This is a genomic window from Pelagibacterium sp. (assembly GCF_048264985.1).
In the GTDB taxonomy this organism is placed as follows: domain Bacteria; phylum Pseudomonadota; class Alphaproteobacteria; order Rhizobiales; family Devosiaceae; genus Pelagibacterium.
Genome location: NZ_JBLXCL010000001.1, coordinates 353,223 through 368,123 on the forward strand (window position 1 = coordinate 353,223; position 14,901 = coordinate 368,123).

The 14,901-nt window shown below is 59.8% G+C and carries 16 protein-coding genes; 12 read left to right on the forward strand and 4 right to left on the reverse strand.

Annotation, left to right across the window (positions count from 1 at the left end; all coding sequences use genetic code 11):
- Positions 1-3: 3 nt before the first annotated feature.
- Positions 4-189 carry a DUF1674 domain-containing protein gene (locus ACN0TA_RS01860; protein WP_417579234.1) on the reverse strand — a complete coding sequence of 62 codons (186 nt, stop codon included), beginning with the start codon at positions 187-189 and terminating at the stop codon, positions 4-6.
- Between the two features lie 114 nt (positions 190-303).
- Between ACN0TA_RS01860 and htpX the strand changes: the two genes are divergently transcribed.
- From htpX to purH, 4 genes are all read left to right on the forward strand, one after another.
- Positions 304-1,284, forward strand: coding sequence for a zinc metalloprotease HtpX (gene htpX / locus ACN0TA_RS01865; protein WP_417582023.1), 981 nt, complete (start codon positions 304-306; stop codon positions 1,282-1,284).
- Between the two features lie 129 nt (positions 1,285-1,413).
- Entirely contained in the window at positions 1,414-2,721 is a 1,308-nt protein-coding gene (locus ACN0TA_RS01870; RefSeq protein WP_417579236.1) for an RsmB/NOP family class I SAM-dependent RNA methyltransferase, read from the forward strand.
- Between the two features lie 78 nt (positions 2,722-2,799).
- Entirely contained in the window at positions 2,800-4,452 is a 1,653-nt protein-coding gene (locus ACN0TA_RS01875; RefSeq protein ID WP_417579238.1) for a heparinase II/III family protein, read from the forward strand.
- 95 nt (positions 4,453-4,547) lie between these two features.
- Positions 4,548-6,140 carry a bifunctional phosphoribosylaminoimidazolecarboxamide formyltransferase/IMP cyclohydrolase gene (purH, locus tag ACN0TA_RS01880; protein ID WP_417579240.1) on the forward strand — a complete coding sequence of 531 codons (1,593 nt, stop codon included), beginning with the start codon at positions 4,548-4,550 and terminating at the stop codon, positions 6,138-6,140.
- A 79-nt stretch (positions 6,141-6,219) separates the two neighbouring features.
- Here the strand turns inward: purH and deoD are convergent, their stop codons facing one another.
- On the reverse strand, positions 6,220-6,930 hold the full coding sequence (gene deoD / locus ACN0TA_RS01885; RefSeq protein WP_417579242.1) for a purine-nucleoside phosphorylase: 711 nt from the start codon (positions 6,928-6,930) through the stop codon (positions 6,220-6,222).
- Between the two features lie 178 nt (positions 6,931-7,108).
- Here deoD and leuD point away from each other — a divergent pair, with 178 nt between their 5' ends.
- The 3 genes from leuD to ACN0TA_RS01900 all read left to right on the forward strand — a co-directional run bounded on the left by leuD (position 7,109) and on the right by ACN0TA_RS01900 (position 9,254).
- Entirely contained in the window at positions 7,109-7,714 is a 606-nt protein-coding gene (gene leuD / locus ACN0TA_RS01890; RefSeq protein WP_417579244.1) for a 3-isopropylmalate dehydratase small subunit, read from the forward strand.
- An 81-nt stretch (positions 7,715-7,795) separates the two neighbouring features.
- Positions 7,796-8,893 carry a 3-isopropylmalate dehydrogenase gene (gene leuB, locus ACN0TA_RS01895; protein ID WP_417579246.1) on the forward strand — a complete coding sequence of 366 codons (1,098 nt, stop codon included), beginning with the start codon at positions 7,796-7,798 and terminating at the stop codon, positions 8,891-8,893.
- Between the two features lies 1 nt (position 8,894).
- A complete protein-coding gene (locus tag ACN0TA_RS01900; RefSeq protein WP_417579248.1) occupies positions 8,895-9,254 on the forward strand; it encodes a glyoxalase superfamily protein in 360 nt (119 codons plus the stop codon).
- Here the strand turns inward: ACN0TA_RS01900 and ACN0TA_RS01905 are convergent.
- The gene (locus ACN0TA_RS01905; RefSeq protein ID WP_417579250.1) at positions 9,251-10,249 is read right to left on the reverse strand and encodes an LLM class flavin-dependent oxidoreductase; all 999 of its coding nucleotides are present in this window, start codon (positions 10,247-10,249) and stop codon (positions 9,251-9,253) included. The genes ACN0TA_RS01900 and ACN0TA_RS01905 overlap by 4 nt on opposite strands.
- A gap of 76 nt (positions 10,250-10,325) precedes the next feature.
- Entirely contained in the window at positions 10,326-10,814 is a 489-nt protein-coding gene (locus ACN0TA_RS01910) for a ferritin-like domain-containing protein (protein WP_417579252.1), read from the reverse strand.
- 110 nt (positions 10,815-10,924) lie between these two features.
- Here ACN0TA_RS01910 and ACN0TA_RS01915 point away from each other — a divergent pair, with 110 nt between their 5' ends.
- From ACN0TA_RS01915 to ACN0TA_RS01935, 5 genes are all read left to right on the forward strand, one after another.
- A complete protein-coding gene (locus ACN0TA_RS01915) occupies positions 10,925-11,482 on the forward strand; it encodes an acyloxyacyl hydrolase (RefSeq protein WP_417579254.1) in 558 nt (185 codons plus the stop codon).
- Between the two features lie 128 nt (positions 11,483-11,610).
- A complete protein-coding gene (locus ACN0TA_RS01920; RefSeq protein WP_417579256.1) occupies positions 11,611-12,168 on the forward strand; it encodes a fasciclin domain-containing protein in 558 nt (185 codons plus the stop codon).
- Between the two features lie 334 nt (positions 12,169-12,502).
- Positions 12,503-13,543, forward strand: coding sequence for an aspartate-semialdehyde dehydrogenase (locus ACN0TA_RS01925; protein WP_417579258.1), 1,041 nt, complete (start codon positions 12,503-12,505; stop codon positions 13,541-13,543).
- Complete coding sequence (locus tag ACN0TA_RS01930) at positions 13,543-13,851, forward strand: YciI family protein (RefSeq protein WP_417579260.1); 309 nt, start codon at positions 13,543-13,545, stop codon at positions 13,849-13,851. Before ACN0TA_RS01925 ends, ACN0TA_RS01930 begins: the two co-directional genes overlap by 1 nt.
- A gap of 165 nt (positions 13,852-14,016) precedes the next feature.
- Positions 14,017-14,901 (forward strand): EamA family transporter, encoded by an 885-nt coding sequence (locus ACN0TA_RS01935; protein WP_417579262.1) that lies wholly within the window; start codon positions 14,017-14,019, stop codon positions 14,899-14,901.

The following is a 14,901-nucleotide window of genomic DNA, read 5'->3' on the forward strand; positions in this document are numbered from 1 at the left end:
AGCTCAGAAATCGGAGGAAATGCCCTTGATCTCCCAGTCGCCATAGCGCGCCGGGTCCAGCCCGCCGCGCCCATCGACTTCGCGCGGCGCATCTGAAGTTTTCGCGTCGATCTCGGCGCGCCGCTCGCGCGCCTCTTTAAGCGCACGTTGGGCGATCTGGGGATCAGGACGTTTTGATGTTTCGGACATGAAGCGAAACCACTTTCATGACAAGGCGTTTAGGGGGCAGGGTTCTTGCAGTCGCGCTTTTGCGTCCCCATCATATACGCATACCAATCGGCTGAGGAAAGCCTGACGACAATGATGAACGCTTTACGCACCACGATTTTGCTGGCCGGCATGACCGCGCTGTTCATGGGCGTTGGTTATATGATCGGTGGCACCGGGGGTATGGCCCTGGCGTTTGTTTTTGCGCTGGGCACCAATGCCTTTGCCTATTGGAACTCGGACAAGATGGTCCTCTCGATGCAGGGCGCCAAGGAAATCGACCCGCGCTCTGCGCCTGATCTCTACCAGATGACCCAGAGGTTGGCCGACAATGCAGGCCTGCCCATGCCACGGCTCTATCTCATCGCAACCGATCAGCCCAACGCATTCGCCACCGGGCGCAGCCCGGACAAGGGCGTGGTCGCGGTGTCGTCGGGCCTTGTCAAACATCTCGACAGCAGAGAAGTTGCTGCGGTCATTGCCCATGAGCTTGCGCACATCAAAAACCGCGACACCCTGACAATGACGATTACCGCTACGCTGGCGGGTGCCATTTCCATGCTTGCCCAGTTCGGTCTGTTTTTCGGCGGTTCGCGCGACAATAACAATCCGCTTGGTTTCATCGGCGTCATTGCCATGGTCATTCTGGCGCCCATCGCGGCTATGCTCGTGCAAATGGCAGTCAGCCGCACGCGCGAATACGAGGCCGACAAGGATGGCGCCGAAATCTGCGGCGATCCCATGGCGTTGGCCACGGCGCTTGAAAAGATCTCAACGCTATCCAGGCGCACTGTCAATCAGGCGGCGGAGCGGGCGCCGGCCATGGCGCATATGTATATTTCCAACCCGCTTTCGGGCGCGCGGATGGACAATCTGTTCTCGACCCACCCCAATGTCGAGAACCGCATCGCCGCACTTTCGAACATGGCATCGAATCTGCGCGGTGGTGGTGGTGGTCAAACGGCGCGCCAGAGGGTAAACCCCATCCAGGCCACTGTCCGGCCCGGTCAGAGCTGGCGTACGCCCGGCACACGGTCGCGCTCGGACGACGGCAAATCATCAGGTCCCTGGGGATAAAGCGTGTTCATCTTCAGGGCTCGCCCCGGCCCGAACAGCAAGTGGTTGCCATTGGTCTGTTCGGACACGCAAAACAAGGAGCTAAAGTCTCTTCGCTGATCGTGGCGCAAAGACTTTAGGCGAGACAGTTTGACCGAGAAATACGATCTGCCCGGCCTCAAGCTCAGGCTTGAGGCCGCTTTTCATCTCAAATCCGTGCTGGAAGGCAAGCCGTTTGCCCCCATCGCCAAGGACCGGCTGGCTGAAAGCCGTGACCGCGCGCTGGCCAATCGCATGGTCACCACGGCCCTGCGTCATCACGGTCATATCGATGCCGTGTTCAGCCAGGTCCTGTCAAAGGGCGTGCCGCAACGGGCAGGCATTTTGGAAGCGGTGCTGCGCATCGCTGTCACCCAACTGCTCTGGCTCGACGATATCCCGGCCCATTCGGCTATCCACCTTGGGGTGGAGTCGGCCCGTGCCGACAAGCGTGCCGGACGGTTCGACAAGCTCGTCAATGGCGTTCTGCGTTCCGTCCAGCGTCAGATCGACCAGTTCAAGGTGCTCGACAACGCCGGGCTTATTCCGGGCTGGCTGGCCGCACAATGGTCAGGGGCATATGGTGCCGATGAAGTTGCAGGTTTTGCCGAAATTCTCGTTCAATCGCCCCCGCTCGATCTCACGCTCAAAACGCCTGATCCCGATCTGATCGCCGCTTTGGGCGGACAACCCGTGTTTGGCCCCAGCGTGCGTGTCGCAGAGCGCGATGCCACAGTTGCCGATCTGCCCGGGTTTGCCGAGGGTCAATGGTGGGTGCAGGATGTCTCGGCAGCATTGCCGGCTCAGCTGTTGAAGCCAGCCGCCGGTGAACGCATTCTCGATCTTTGCGCTGCGCCAGGTGGCAAGACAGCGCAATTGGCGTCGGCGGGTGCGCATGTCACTGCACTCGATATATCGGCAGATCGGATGGAGCGGGTGCGCGCCAATCTCGAGCGGCTCGATCTCGATGCCGAGATTGTCGTTGCCGATGCTCTTGGGTATGGACCGGGGCCGGTGTTCGACGCCGTGCTTCTCGATGCGCCGTGCTCGGCCACCGGCACGTTCAGGCGTCATCCTGAAGTGCTGTTGCACCGCAATGCCGATGGCATAGCCCATCGTGTGGCGCTCCAGCGCAAGATGCTCGCCCACGCTGCATCCCTGCTCAAGCCGGGCGGGCGTTTGATTTATTGTGTGTGCTCGCTGGAAACCGCTGAGGGCGAAAGCCAGATCGGCTGGGTCGAGAAAAATCTCACCGATCTCGAAGTCGCGCCCATCGCGGCCGATGAGCTTGCAGGCTGGAGCGCGCCGCTGACGGCGGGCGGAGCTGTGCGGCTGATCCCGTCCATGACGCTGCCGGGCGAAATCGCCGGCGGACTGGATGGATTTTTCATCGCCCGTTTCGTCAAAAAACCGGCCTGAGTGGTGCAAACAAATTCGGGTGGTCTGTGGTTAACGTTAAGTTGATGATACGATCTGGCCCGTGAGTAGGGTTCAGGTATGGGCGTGTTAGAAGTTTTGCGTTTCGGGCTCCAGCGGGGCGGCATGAATATTGCCGACCGGTGCGTGACCCATCCCCTTTTTTCCTGGACGTGGTCGGGAGCGGGCGAAATCCGCTTTCTGCCGCGCCTTGCCGATTTCCGCCCGGCCGATGCCCAGACCGTCGTCGAGATGATGGAGGGGCACTATCTTCTGTCCGGTCGCGTCGTGGACACCAGGGGGGCGTCGCCGTTCGCCGTTGAAAGCGATTTCGATGACTGGTTTGCCGACCTGCACAGCTTTGGCTGGCTGCGCCATTTCTTCGCTATATCCGATCCGGGCCAGCGCGCCTTCGGGCGCACATTGGTGCTCGACTGGATCGCCCGGCTTGGCGATTTCGATGCCGAGGCATGGGATCTGTTCATCACCGCACGGCGCGTTCTGAACTGGCTTAAATCGCTCGCTTTGCTGACCGAAGGCGCAACGCCTGACCAAAGCAGGGCCATCCTGCGTTCGCTTTCGATCCAGATCCAGTCGCTCAAGGTCCGCGCTCCGCTGATATCGGCCCCTGTCACGCGTCTTATGGTGGAGATTGCCCTAGTCGGGGCGGCGCTGAGTGAAAGCGAGGAAACCAAGGATCTTGTAGCGCATGCTAGCGCTCTTGAATGGCAATTGGGGGCCGTGCTCGATGATGACGGGTTGGTCAAATCGCGCAACCTGTTCACCCAGATCCAGATCCTCTCGGAGATCATCCCGGTTAATCAGGCGCTGAGCCAGCGCCACGGTCACATGGCCACCGACATCGGCCGGCGGATCGAGGCCATGCACAAGGCGCTCGAAAAGCTGGTGCTCGGGACGCGCGAGCCGGTTTATGCGAATGGCTGTGGGCAGGTGCCCGTGGAACTGGTCCTGGCCATTACCGGCCAATCGGGTGCTCGCAGCTCGGGGTCGGGCCTGTGCGGTGGCTACGGCGTTCTGGTCGATGGTCCGGGCAAGCTGATCGCCGATTCCGGGCGTGTGCCGCCGCTGGCTTTTGCACGCGATGCTCACGCGGGCGGGCTGAGTTTTGAATATGCCTGCGGGTCGACACTTGTCGTGGGCAATTGCGGGCCGGCCCCGGCCGGGCTGTCCGAGAGCGGTAATCTCTTCCGCCATACCTCAGCCCATAGCGCGCCAACCATCGATGACATGTCGAGCGCGCGGATCGGGGGTGGCATGCTGGTGGGCAACGCCATGCGGCGCCGCGGTCCCGACCCGATCATGTCCATGGATGCCGCCGAAAATACGCTCGAGCTGACCACCGGCGCTTATCGGGACCGCTATGGGCTCGACATCGTGCGCCGCCTGACCCTTATGGGAGGCGGACAGACCCTTGTGGGGCAGGACAGTTTTGTTGCCGCTGGCAATCGCTCGCGCCAGCAGGGGGCCTTCACAACCCGGTTTCATCTGGCCCCCGGCGTTGCGCTCGAACGTTCGAGCGGAGAGGCTCTGTTCCGGCTCACCTATCGCAATGGCGAGGTCTGGGCTTTCATGTGGGAAGGGGCTGAAGCCGACATCGACGACAGCGTGCGTCATTCCGCCCATTTCGGGCTCAGCCGCACGCGACAGATCGTGCTGCACGGCCCGGCGCGGTCCGACACCGACATTGCCTGGGTCTTCACGCGGCAAAGCTGAGGCGGGCAACGCGGCTTTGGCGGTTCCCGTTTGAGGAAAACCGTGATAGTCCCGCGCCCAACTTTCCCAATCAACAGAAAAGCGCAGGACTTCCCATGGCTCAGGCGGGTGCAACCAAGGTCAAAAGGGCGCTGCTCTCGGTTTCCGACAAGACCGGTATCATCGAATTTGCAACGTCGCTCGTCGCGCTTGGCGTCGAGATCGTTTCGACCGGCGGCACGCGCAAGGCGCTGGCCGAAGCCGGACTGCCGGTTATCGACATTTCCGAAGTGACGGGGTTTCCCGAGATCATGGACGGGCGGGTCAAGACATTGCATCCCAAGGTGCATGGCGGCCTGCTGGGCATCCGGGGCAATGACGCGCACAAATCGGCAATGCGAATTCACGATATTTCGCCGATCGATCTGTTGGTCGTGAACCTTTACCCCTTCGCCCAGACGGTCGCCAAGGGCGGCGATTATGACGAAGTGATCGAGAACATCGATATCGGTGGCCCCGCCATGATCCGCGCCGCAGCCAAAAATCATGGCGATGTGACTGTGATCGTAGACCCAGCCGATTATGCTGACGTGCTGGCAGCGCTCAAGGACCGCGGTGAGGTCGCCTACGACGCGCGCCAGAAATATGCAGCCAAAGCCTTTGCCCGCACCGCCGCCTATGATGCAGGGGTATCGAACTGGTTTGCCAAAACCCTCGATATGCCCGATCTCACATGGCGGAGCTTTTCGGGCAAGCTGCGTGAAGTGATGCGCTATGGGGAAAACCCGCACCAATGGGCAGCCTTTTATGGCGATGGTTCAAACCGACCCGGTGTTGCCTCGGCCACCCAGATCCAGGGCAAGCAGCTTTCGTTCAACAACATCAATGATACAGACGCTGCCTTCGAGCTGGTTGCCGAATTCGATCCCGAGCACTCGGCCGCCGTTGCCATTATCAAACACGCCAATCCGTGTGGTGTAGGGCAGGGCGCAACGCTCACCGAAGCCTATCTCTCGGCGCTGAAATGTGATCCCGTGTCCGCCTTTGGCGGCATTGTTGCGCTCAACCGCCCGCTGGATGAGGACGCCGCCAAAGAGATCGTCAAGCTCTTTACCGAGGTGATCATCGCGCCCGGTGCTAGCGACGATGCCATTGCGATCATCGAAGCCAAGAAGAATTTGCGCCTGCTGGTTACCGAAGGCCTGCCCGACGCCAAAGCCGAAGGGCTGACGGTGCGCTCGGTTGCCGGAGGGCTGCTGGTCCAGACCCGCGACAATTCGAACGCCGATGATTGTGAGCTCAATGTGGTCACCAAACGTGCGCCGACCGAGCAGGAAATGGCCGATCTCATGGTCGCCGCCAAAGTCGCCAAGCACGTCAAGTCCAACGCCATCGTCTACGTCAAGGACGGCGCGACCGTGGGCATTGGTGCCGGTCAGATGTCGCGCGTCGATTCAGCACGCATCGCGCACAGGAAATCCAAGGACGCCGCCAAAGCCGCCAAGGAAAAAGGCGCCCTGACCAATGGTTCGGTCGTTGCTTCCGATGCCTTCTTCCCCTTCGCCGATGGCCTTGAAGCACTGGTCGAGGCCGGCGCCACCGCTGTCATCCAGCCGGGCGGTTCGGTGCGAGACGAGGAGGTCGTTGCCGCTGCCGACAAGGCAGGCCTTGCAATGGTGTTCACCGGCATGCGCCATTTCAGGCATTAGTTTGGCCCTGCTGGTCGCTTTCCAACCTGTCACCCCGGCCGCGGCCGGGGTGAGTGCACTATAAGTGTTTGCTGACGGCTTACGCCTCCACAGCCACATCGAGCGCGATTTCCACCATGTCCCGCAAGGACGTCTGGCGCGCTTCGGCGTCGATTTCAGCGCCGGTGATCAGGCAATCGGTCATCGTGCAGATGGTCAGTGCCCTGGCGCCGAACCGGGCAGCCAGAAGATACAGCGTCGCTGCTTCCATCTCCACGCCCAGGACGCCGTGCTCGATGAGCTTGCCATAGGCTTCAAGACCGGAGGGGTGATAAAAAATGTCCGAAGACACGATCCCGCCCACATGCACTGTCTTGTCCTTGCCACGCGCGGCATCGTCGGCGGCGCGCAGCAGCGAATAATCGGCAGCGGGCGCGTAATTGTAATTGCCGAAAGCGCCCTTGACGATTGTTGAATCGGTCGATGCCGAAGCGCCGATCACCACATCGCGAACTTTGACCTTGGTGTTCAGCCCGCCGCAGGTGCCCACCCGGATCATTGTCTTGACGCCATAGGTGTTCAAAAGCTCATGGACATAGATTGCGGTTGAGGCCTGGCCCATGCCGGTGGCCTGCACCGATACGGGCTTGCCGTTCCAGGTGCCGGTGTATCCAAGGCAGTTGCGCACCGAATTGACCAGCTTGGCATCGCTCAGAAAGGTTTCGGCAATCCATTTGGCGCGCAGGGGATCCCCCGGCATCAGCACCGCTTCAGCGTAGTCGCCGGGGTTGGCATTGTTATGCGGTGTCATGTCTTGATCCTTTGGTCAAAATTTGCGGCGCACCATACTTTGCAGCTTTGAGCCGCGCAATGGCCAGCCCCTGCTTGGCAAGCGCTCTGGTTTGCATTAGAGACAGAACAGCCAAATCGTACCGCCGGGTACGGTTGCGTACCGCGCGACAGCACCGGCGCTTCTGGGAGATATAGTCTTGGACAAGTTCACGACATTGACGGGCGTTGCCGCCCCCTTGCCGATCATCAATATCGACACCGACATGATTATCCCCAAGCAATACCTCAAGACCATCAAGCGCACGGGGCTGGGCTCGGCGTTGTTTGCCGAGATGCGGTTCAATGAAGATGGCAGCGAAAAGCCCGATTTCGTGCTCAACAAGCCTGGCTATCGCGATACGAAAATCGTCGTTGCCGGTGACAATTTCGGCTGCGGCTCGTCGCGCGAACATGCGCCATGGGCGCTGCTCGATTTCGGTATCCGCTGCGTCATTTCCACCAGTTTTGCCGATATCTTTTACAACAATTGCTTCAAGAACGGAATCCTGCCCATCGTGGTGACCCCCGAACAGCTCGAAATGCTGCTTGATGATGCCGATCGCGGTTCCAACGCCACATTGACCGTCGATCTGGAGAACCAGACGATTTCCGGTCCCGATGGCGGCTCGATCGCATTCGACATCGATCCCGGCCGAAAGCAGGTGCTGCTCGAAGGGTTGGATGATATCGCCATGACGCTGAAAAAAAACGAGGTCATCGGCGGTTTCGAGACCAAAATGGCTGAGAACCGCCCCTGGATTTAGAGTGCGCGAGCAGCGCACGGATCGCTAACGCTGCGCGGTTACGCACACAGTACGCCCCTCTTTTTTTGCATGACGGATAACATGGCCACCAACACCCTCTTTCTTCTCCCAGGCGACGGCATCGGTACAGAGATCATGGCCGAAGTCGAAAAGCTCATTGCCCATCTCAACGGCAAGGGCGCTACCGACTTTGCCTATGAGAGCGGTCTGGTTGGCGGATGCGCTTATGACGCGCATGGTGTCGCGATCTCCGACGCCGACATGGAAAAGGCGATGGCTTCTGACGCTGTGATTTTCGGTGCCGTTGGCGGGCCGAAATGGGACGACGTGCCCTATGAGGTGCGCCCCGAGGCCGGTCTGTTGCGGCTGCGCAAGGATCTTGGGCTGTTTGCAAATCTGCGCCCCGCCATTTGCTATGCGGCGCTGGCCGATGCGTCGTCGCTGAAAAAGGAACTTGTCGAAGGGCTCGACATTCTGATCGTGCGCGAGTTGACTGGCGGCGTCTATTTTGGCGAACCCAAGGAAATCACCGAACTGGGCAATGGCCAGAAACGTGCAGTCGACACCCAGGTTTACGAAAGTTACGAAATTGACCGGATTGCCCGTGTCGCTTTCGATCTGGCCATGACGCGCGGCAAAAAAGTCCATTCCGCCGACAAGAAGAACGTCATGAAATCCGGCGTCTTGTGGGACGAAGTGGTCAAGCAGGCGGGTAAGGATTACCCCGAGATCGACCTGCAGCATATTCTGGCCGACAATGCCGCCATGCAGCTTGTGCGCAACCCCAAACAGTTCGATGTGATGGTTACCGACAATCTGTTCGGCGACATTCTTTCGGACGCCGCCGCCATGCTCACCGGATCGCTGGGCATGTTGCCCTCGGCGTCGCTCGGTGCGCCCGATCCCGGCACCGGCCGGCGCAAGGCCATGTATGAGCCTGTCCATGGCTCTGCGCCCGATATCGCCGGGCAGGGCATCGCCAATCCCATCGCCATGTTCGCCAGCTTTGCGATGGCGCTGCGCTATTCCTTCGGCATGACCGATTTGGCGACCCAGTTGGAAACGGCAATCTCTGACGTGCTCGATGACGGTCTGCGGACCGGCGACATCATGCAGACCGGTGCGCGTAAAGTCACGACAAGCGAAATGGGCGACGCGATCATCGCCAAGCTGGGATAAAATGAAGCACCGCGCCACCATCCCGATGCTGAGAAGCTTCGACGAGGACAAGGCGCTGGCCTTCTATTGCGAGTATCTGGGGTTCTCGATCGACTGGACGCACCGGTTCGCTGCCGACCTGCCCTTGTTCATGCAGGTCAGCCGCGACGGCATCGTGTTGTGGATCACCGAGCATCATGGAGATACGACGCCCGGCAGCCATATCGCGGTCAAGGTCGAGGGGCTGGCCGCGTTTTATGCCGAACTCGCAGCCCGGCGCCACGCCAATATCCGTCCGGGCCTCGATGCCCATATTGGCGGCGGTCTCGTCGTCGCGGTCACCGATCCGTTCGGCAACCGCATCGACTTTATCGAGGACTAGCCCTTATCCCAGATCTGCTTGAGCAACCTGTAGCTCTCCAGCCGCTTGCCGTAATCGTGGATGGTTGTCGAGACCATCACCTCATCGGCATTGGTCTCGCGCACCTTGTCCTCGATTTTTGCCTTTACCGTTTGAGGGCTCCCCACGATCCACAGGTTCGATTGCGTCTCGACAAAGGCGCGCTCCTGTTCGGTCCAGGGATAGGCGTCGGACTCCTCGGGTGGGGCGATCTTTTGCGGGTCGTTCGAGCGCAGGCGCAGCCAGGTCAACTCCATCGATTTCGACAGGTGCTGTGCCTCCTCGTCGGTCGGCGCGCAGATCACCGCGACGCACAGAATCGCGTGCGGGGACGCGAACTGGTCGGACGGCCTGAAACTGCGCCTGTAGGCATCGAAAGCCGGTCCGGCAGGGGTGGGAGAAAAGTGTGAGGCAAAGGCATAACCGATCCCGTATTGCCCGGCCATCTGCGCCGAGGCGCCCGAGGAGCCCAAGAGCCAGATCGGGGGCAGCGCGACTTCGGAGGGCACGATTTTGACCCGCGACAGCGGGTGATCGTCCGGAAATCCGCCGCGCTCATAGGCCAGCAATTCGGCAAATTCGTGCGGAAAATCCTCACCATTGGTCGCGCGCAGGGCGCGCAGGGTCAGCCCGTCCGATCCGCCAGCCCGCCCGATCCCCAGATCGATGCGGCCCGGATACAATCCTTCAAGTGTTCGGTAGGTTTCGACCACGCGCAAAGGCACGTGGTTGGGCAGCATAACGCCTCCAGCGCCGATATTGATGCGCTTTGTGTGGGCAGCGGCGTGGGCGATGAGGATATCGGGCGCCGAAGAGGCGATAGAGGGCATGCCGTGATGTTCGGCGTACCAGAGGCGCACAAATCCCATATCGTCGCCCAGTCGGGCCAGATCGAGTGTTTTGGCGAGCGCCTCGGTGGTGGAAAAGCCCTGCGAAATCGGCGCAAGGTCCTGAATGGAAAGCGGAGGTAAGGTCATCTGCCCAAGATGGGAGAAGGCGCGCTCGGGTTCAAGCGCGCCTTTATCGGTATTTTGCGATTTATCGCAAAAAGGGTCAGGCGGCCTTCTGGTTGAGCTGATCTTCACCCAGGCGCATCAGTTTGTTGTCGGCGTCTTTTTCTTCCGCCAGCGTTTCGCGCAGGTGGCTGAGCACCTGTTCATGGCCAAGCTCCTTGGCCCAGGAGACGAGCGTGCCATAGCGGGTGATTTCGTAATGTTCGACGGCTTGGCCGGCGGCGATCAGCGCTGCATCCTTGGTCTTGGCGTTGGAAATCTCTCCGATCAGCTCCTCGGCCTCCTCGATGATGCCTTCGATGGCAGGACATTGCTCGGCTTGGGGCTTGTGACCAAGAATCTTGAAGACTTCGTCAAGGCGCGAAATATGTGTTCTGGTTTCCTCGAGATGCTCCTCGAACGCCCTTTTGAGAGGTGCGGCACCGGCTTCTTTGGCCATAATCGGGAGTTTTTTCACGATCAGGTTTTCAGCGAAATAGATGTCCTGAAGCGTGTGGATGAACAGATCTTGTAGCGAAGAAATCGACATGATGATAAGTCTCCGTTGGTGATGCTCTACAACGGGCCGCGGCTTGAGAGCGTTCCTTTGGTGTGTCACACAACCGGATCAATGGCACAAAGCGGGACTTTTGAGTGATCATGCGTAAATCTGTGATAGCCGCGCTTGGCGTGTTGGTTATGGCCGGACCCGTTGCCGCCCAGGACATTGTGCTCGATGAATTGCGGGCCGGGGTTTTCTATCATTCGGCTTACAACGGGTTTTTGCCCACTGGTGACAATTGGGATTTCTCCAGCCTCGAAGACGTTAAGTTTTCGGCGCTGTTTTCCTCGCCCGATCTCGAAGCATTCCGCTGGATCGGCTCGCCGCGCCCGGAAATCGGTGCGACCCTCAATTTCAATGGCCGCGAGAACCTGCTACACGCCAATCTCAATTGGCAGATTCCGGTGTTTGATACCCCCATCTATCTCGAGCTTGGCTTTGGCGCTGCGGTGACCGATGGCGCCTTGTCAGGTGCGGCCAGCCCGGCGCGCAATTTCGGGTGTTCGTTCAATTTCTACGACGCTGCCGGGATCGGAGCCAATGTGGGGGAGAACATGACGGTCACCTTGCGCTACGAGCACATCTCCAATCTCGATCTGTGCCCACCTAACCAGGGCCTGTCCAATTTCGGGCTGATGGTCGGCTTCAAATTCTAGGCCATATTTTGAGCTGGATGTAAAAATTGCGCCGCGCTGAAACTCTTTGGCGCGACCGCCCGTAATTCTCCCTGTCAGCACGGCCAATGGGGCCGATGCACAAATCATTCCCATCAGGGGGGACTATCATGCTCAACTTCGTTTCCGCTCTTGCACTTGGTGTCGCTGTTTCGTTCGGTGCATCCACTGCAATCTTTGCTCAGGAAAACCCGATGGTCGGCGGCGCGCCGATGTCGGCTGAGATGAACATCATCGAAAACGCAGTCAATTCGGCCGATCATACGACCCTTGTCGCTGCCGTCGAAGCTGCCGGCCTTGTCGACACGCTTCAAGGCGCTGGTCCGTTCACAGTCTTTGCCCCGACCAACACTGCCTTTGGCAATCTGCCCGCCGGTACTGTTGATACGCTTCTCGAGCCTGCAAATCTTGAAATGCTCCAGAAGGTTCTGACTGCCCATGTCATCGCCGGCAATTACTCGGCTGCCCAGCTCATGAGCATGGCCGAAGACAATGGCGGCTCATTCGGTCTTGAAACCGTATCGGGCGATCTTCTGGGCTTCCAGATCATCGGCGGATCGCTCAAGGTCATCGATGAGAACCGCTCGGTTGCCGATATCACCATTGCTGACGTCAACCAGTCCAACGGCGTGATCCACGTTGTCGATAGCGTGCTCGTGCCCAACTGATAACGCGCTCCTCCCTTAGCGCTGGAAGGCCCTGCCGCATGCGGCAGGGCTTTTTCGCGTTTTGGCCGACCTTGGCAAAACATCAAGAACCGCGTATGAACCTGAACCGGAACGGCAGGAGCCCTTTTCCATGGCAATTACGCCCAGGACAGCGCTGCTCGAAATGGCTGGCCATAGCGCCGGAACAAGGCCGTTCGCATTGAAAACCACCACCAAAACCGCTTGACGCACTCCCCGGGCCAGCTCCTCCCGGCGGGGAGGGCGGCAGAGCCACAATGGCCGAGCGGGTTCATGCCCGCGGCGCGGGAGGTGGGGTGAAAGGATAAGATCTAAGATGGGTTACAAGGTTGCTATCGTTGGAGCCACTGGCAATGTGGGCCGCGAAATGCTCGATATTCTCGCAGAGCGTAATTTTCCGATCGATGAGTTGGTGCCGCTGGCATCCTCGCGCTCGGTTGGGCGCGAAGTGAGCTTCGGCGACAAGATTTTGAAGTGCCGCAATCTCGACGATTTCGATTTCACCGGCACCGATTTCGTTCTGATGAGCGCGGGTGGCGATATTTCAAAGCAGTGGGCGCCCAAGATCGGCGCGACCGGAGCCATTGTCATCGATAACTCCTCGGCCTTCCGCTACCACGAAGACGTGCCTTTAATCGTGCCGGAAGTGAATGCGCATGTGCTCGATGCCTATATGGCAAAGAACGAGCGCAAGAACATCATCGCCAACCCCAATTGCTCGACCGCCCAGCTAGTCGTGGCGCTCAAGCCCCTTCACGATTTGGCCAAGCTCAAGCGCATCGTGGTTTCGACCTACCAGTCGGTGTCGGGCGGCGGCAAGGATGCCATGGACGAATTGTGGAATCAGACCAAGGGCATCTTCGTTAACGATGCCCCAACGCCCAAGAAGTTCACCAAGCAGATCGCCTTCAACGTCATCCCGCACATCGATGTGTTCATGGAAGACGGCTACACCAAGGAAGAGTGGAAGGTGCTCGCCGAGACCAAGAAGATGCTTGATCCCAAGATCAAGGTGACCTGCACCGCAGTGCGCGTTCCGGTGTTCGTTGGCCATTCCGAAGCTGTCAACATGGAGTTCGAAAACCCCATCTCGCCCGATGAGGCGCGCGATGCGCTGCGTGAGGCGCCCGGTGTCGTGGTGCTCGACAAGCGTGAGGACGGCGGCTACATGACCCCGGTCGAAGCCAAGGGCGACGATGCCACTTTTGTCAGCCGTATCCGTGAAGATGTGACCGTCGAGAACGGCCTCGTCATGTGGGTGGTCTCGGACAATCTGCGCAAGGGCGCAGCACTCAACACCATCCAGATCGCTGAGGCACTTGTCGCGCGTGGCCACATGGGCAAGACGGCTGCCTGATGCGCTGGGCCGCTCTTTTCACCGATAAAACCGAGGGCGCTGCGGACATCCGCGCCGCCCACACCGGTGCCCATCAGGCCTATCTGCGCAAATACAAGGGGCAGATCCTTCTGGCCGGCGCCATGCGTCCCGAGCCAGATGCCACCCCGGTGGGCGGGTTGTGGATCTTTGAGGCCGAAACCAGGGCCGAGGTCGAAAAGATCATTGCCGAGGATCCCTTCCAGATTCATGGCCTGCGCGCCAGCACCACGATCAATGCCTGGGGCACTGCACCGGGCTATGAGGATGTCGGGATCGTGACGCCGTGATCTCTTGGATGGGCCGCTTTGCCAAGGGCAGGCCCATCTGACCTTTCCTCAAGCTGGACGCAAGGCTTAAGGTTCGGGATCGTGCTCTCGCGTATCGGGAGATGACAGGCTTGCCCCATTGCGTTAGAGCACGGTTTCCCGCCCCTGTTCTTGCGAGCTCTCGACATGCCCCTTCGCGACGTTCTGATCGCCCTTGTGGTCGTTTCGATCTGGGGGGTCAACTTCACTGTCATCAAGCTCACCATTGCGGAACTGCCGCCGCTCTTGTCGGCGGCGCTGCGCTTTTTCTTTGCCGCTGTTCCGGTCGTGTTCTTTGTGCCGCGCCCCAAGGCGCGCTGGCTGCTCGTGGCCGGCTATGGGCTGTTCATGGCCTGCGCGCTCTATGCGCTGCTCAACCTGGCCCTGTTTATGGGGCTTTCGGCGTCATTGGCTTCGCTGGCCCTGCAGGTGCAGGCCATGTTTACGATCGCCATAGCGTTTTTTGTGTTCGGCGAGGTGCCGCGCAAACTGCAAATCCTGGGGGCCGCCGTGGCTTTTGGCGGGATCGGGGTGATTGCCTATGGCCATGGCACCGGTGGCCAATTGCTGCCCTTTGGCATCTTGATCCTGGCGGCGCTTGCCTGGGGCATCGCCAACAATATCTCAAAGCTTGCCGGCTCCATTCCCATGCTGCCCTTTACCGTTTGGGGCAATCTGATCGGCTCGATCCCGCTGTTGGTTCTGGCCTTCGTCTTTGAAGGTGGCCCGGCCATCTTCTCCTATCTCGATCCGCCGAGCTGGAATACTGTGATGCTCGTCGCGTTTCTTGCCTATCCTGCCACCCTGTTTGGGTTCACCATCTGGGCGGGCCTGCTTTCGCGCCATTCGGCGGCAACGGTCGCGCCCTTCACCCTGCTGGTGCCAATCGCTGGCATTTCATCGGGCGTGCTTATTCTTGGGGAGCCGATCTATGGCGTCGATGTGGCTGGGGGCGTGCTGATCTTTATCGGGCTCGTTTTGACCGTCGCAAAGCTAAAGCCCCGTCAGGCGCCTGTTCTGCCTGGGGCTTAA

Bases quoted from the DNA above. Each gene is read 5' to 3' on its own strand.
- ACN0TA_RS01910 (WP_417579252.1), bottom strand. From the start codon at position 10,814: ATGTCGATTTCTTCGCTACAAGATCTGTTCATCCACACGCTTCAGGAC.
- ACN0TA_RS01915 (WP_417579254.1), top strand. From the start codon at position 10,925: ATGCGTAAATCTGTGATAGCCGCGCTTGGCGTGTTGGTTATGGCCGGA.
- deoD (WP_417579242.1), bottom strand. From the start codon at position 6,930: ATGACACCGCATAACAATGCCAACCCCGGCGACTACGCTGAAGCGGTG.
- ACN0TA_RS01935 (WP_417579262.1), top strand. From the start codon at position 14,017: ATGCCCCTTCGCGACGTTCTGATCGCCCTTGTGGTCGTTTCGATCTGG.
- purH (WP_417579240.1), top strand. From the start codon at position 4,548: ATGGCTCAGGCGGGTGCAACCAAGGTCAAAAGGGCGCTGCTCTCGGTT.
- ACN0TA_RS01860 (WP_417579234.1), bottom strand. From the start codon at position 189: ATGTCCGAAACATCAAAACGTCCTGATCCCCAGATCGCCCAACGTGCG.
- ACN0TA_RS01905 (WP_417579250.1), bottom strand. From the start codon at position 10,249: ATGACCTTACCTCCGCTTTCCATTCAGGACCTTGCGCCGATTTCGCAG.
- leuB (WP_417579246.1), top strand. From the start codon at position 7,796: ATGGCCACCAACACCCTCTTTCTTCTCCCAGGCGACGGCATCGGTACA.
- ACN0TA_RS01930 (WP_417579260.1), top strand. From the start codon at position 13,543: ATGCGCTGGGCCGCTCTTTTCACCGATAAAACCGAGGGCGCTGCGGAC.
- htpX (WP_417582023.1), top strand. From the start codon at position 304: ATGAACGCTTTACGCACCACGATTTTGCTGGCCGGCATGACCGCGCTG.
- ACN0TA_RS01920 (WP_417579256.1), top strand. From the start codon at position 11,611: ATGCTCAACTTCGTTTCCGCTCTTGCACTTGGTGTCGCTGTTTCGTTC.
- ACN0TA_RS01900 (WP_417579248.1), top strand. From the start codon at position 8,895: ATGAAGCACCGCGCCACCATCCCGATGCTGAGAAGCTTCGACGAGGAC.
- ACN0TA_RS01875 (WP_417579238.1), top strand. From the start codon at position 2,800: ATGGGCGTGTTAGAAGTTTTGCGTTTCGGGCTCCAGCGGGGCGGCATG.
- ACN0TA_RS01925 (WP_417579258.1), top strand. From the start codon at position 12,503: ATGGGTTACAAGGTTGCTATCGTTGGAGCCACTGGCAATGTGGGCCGC.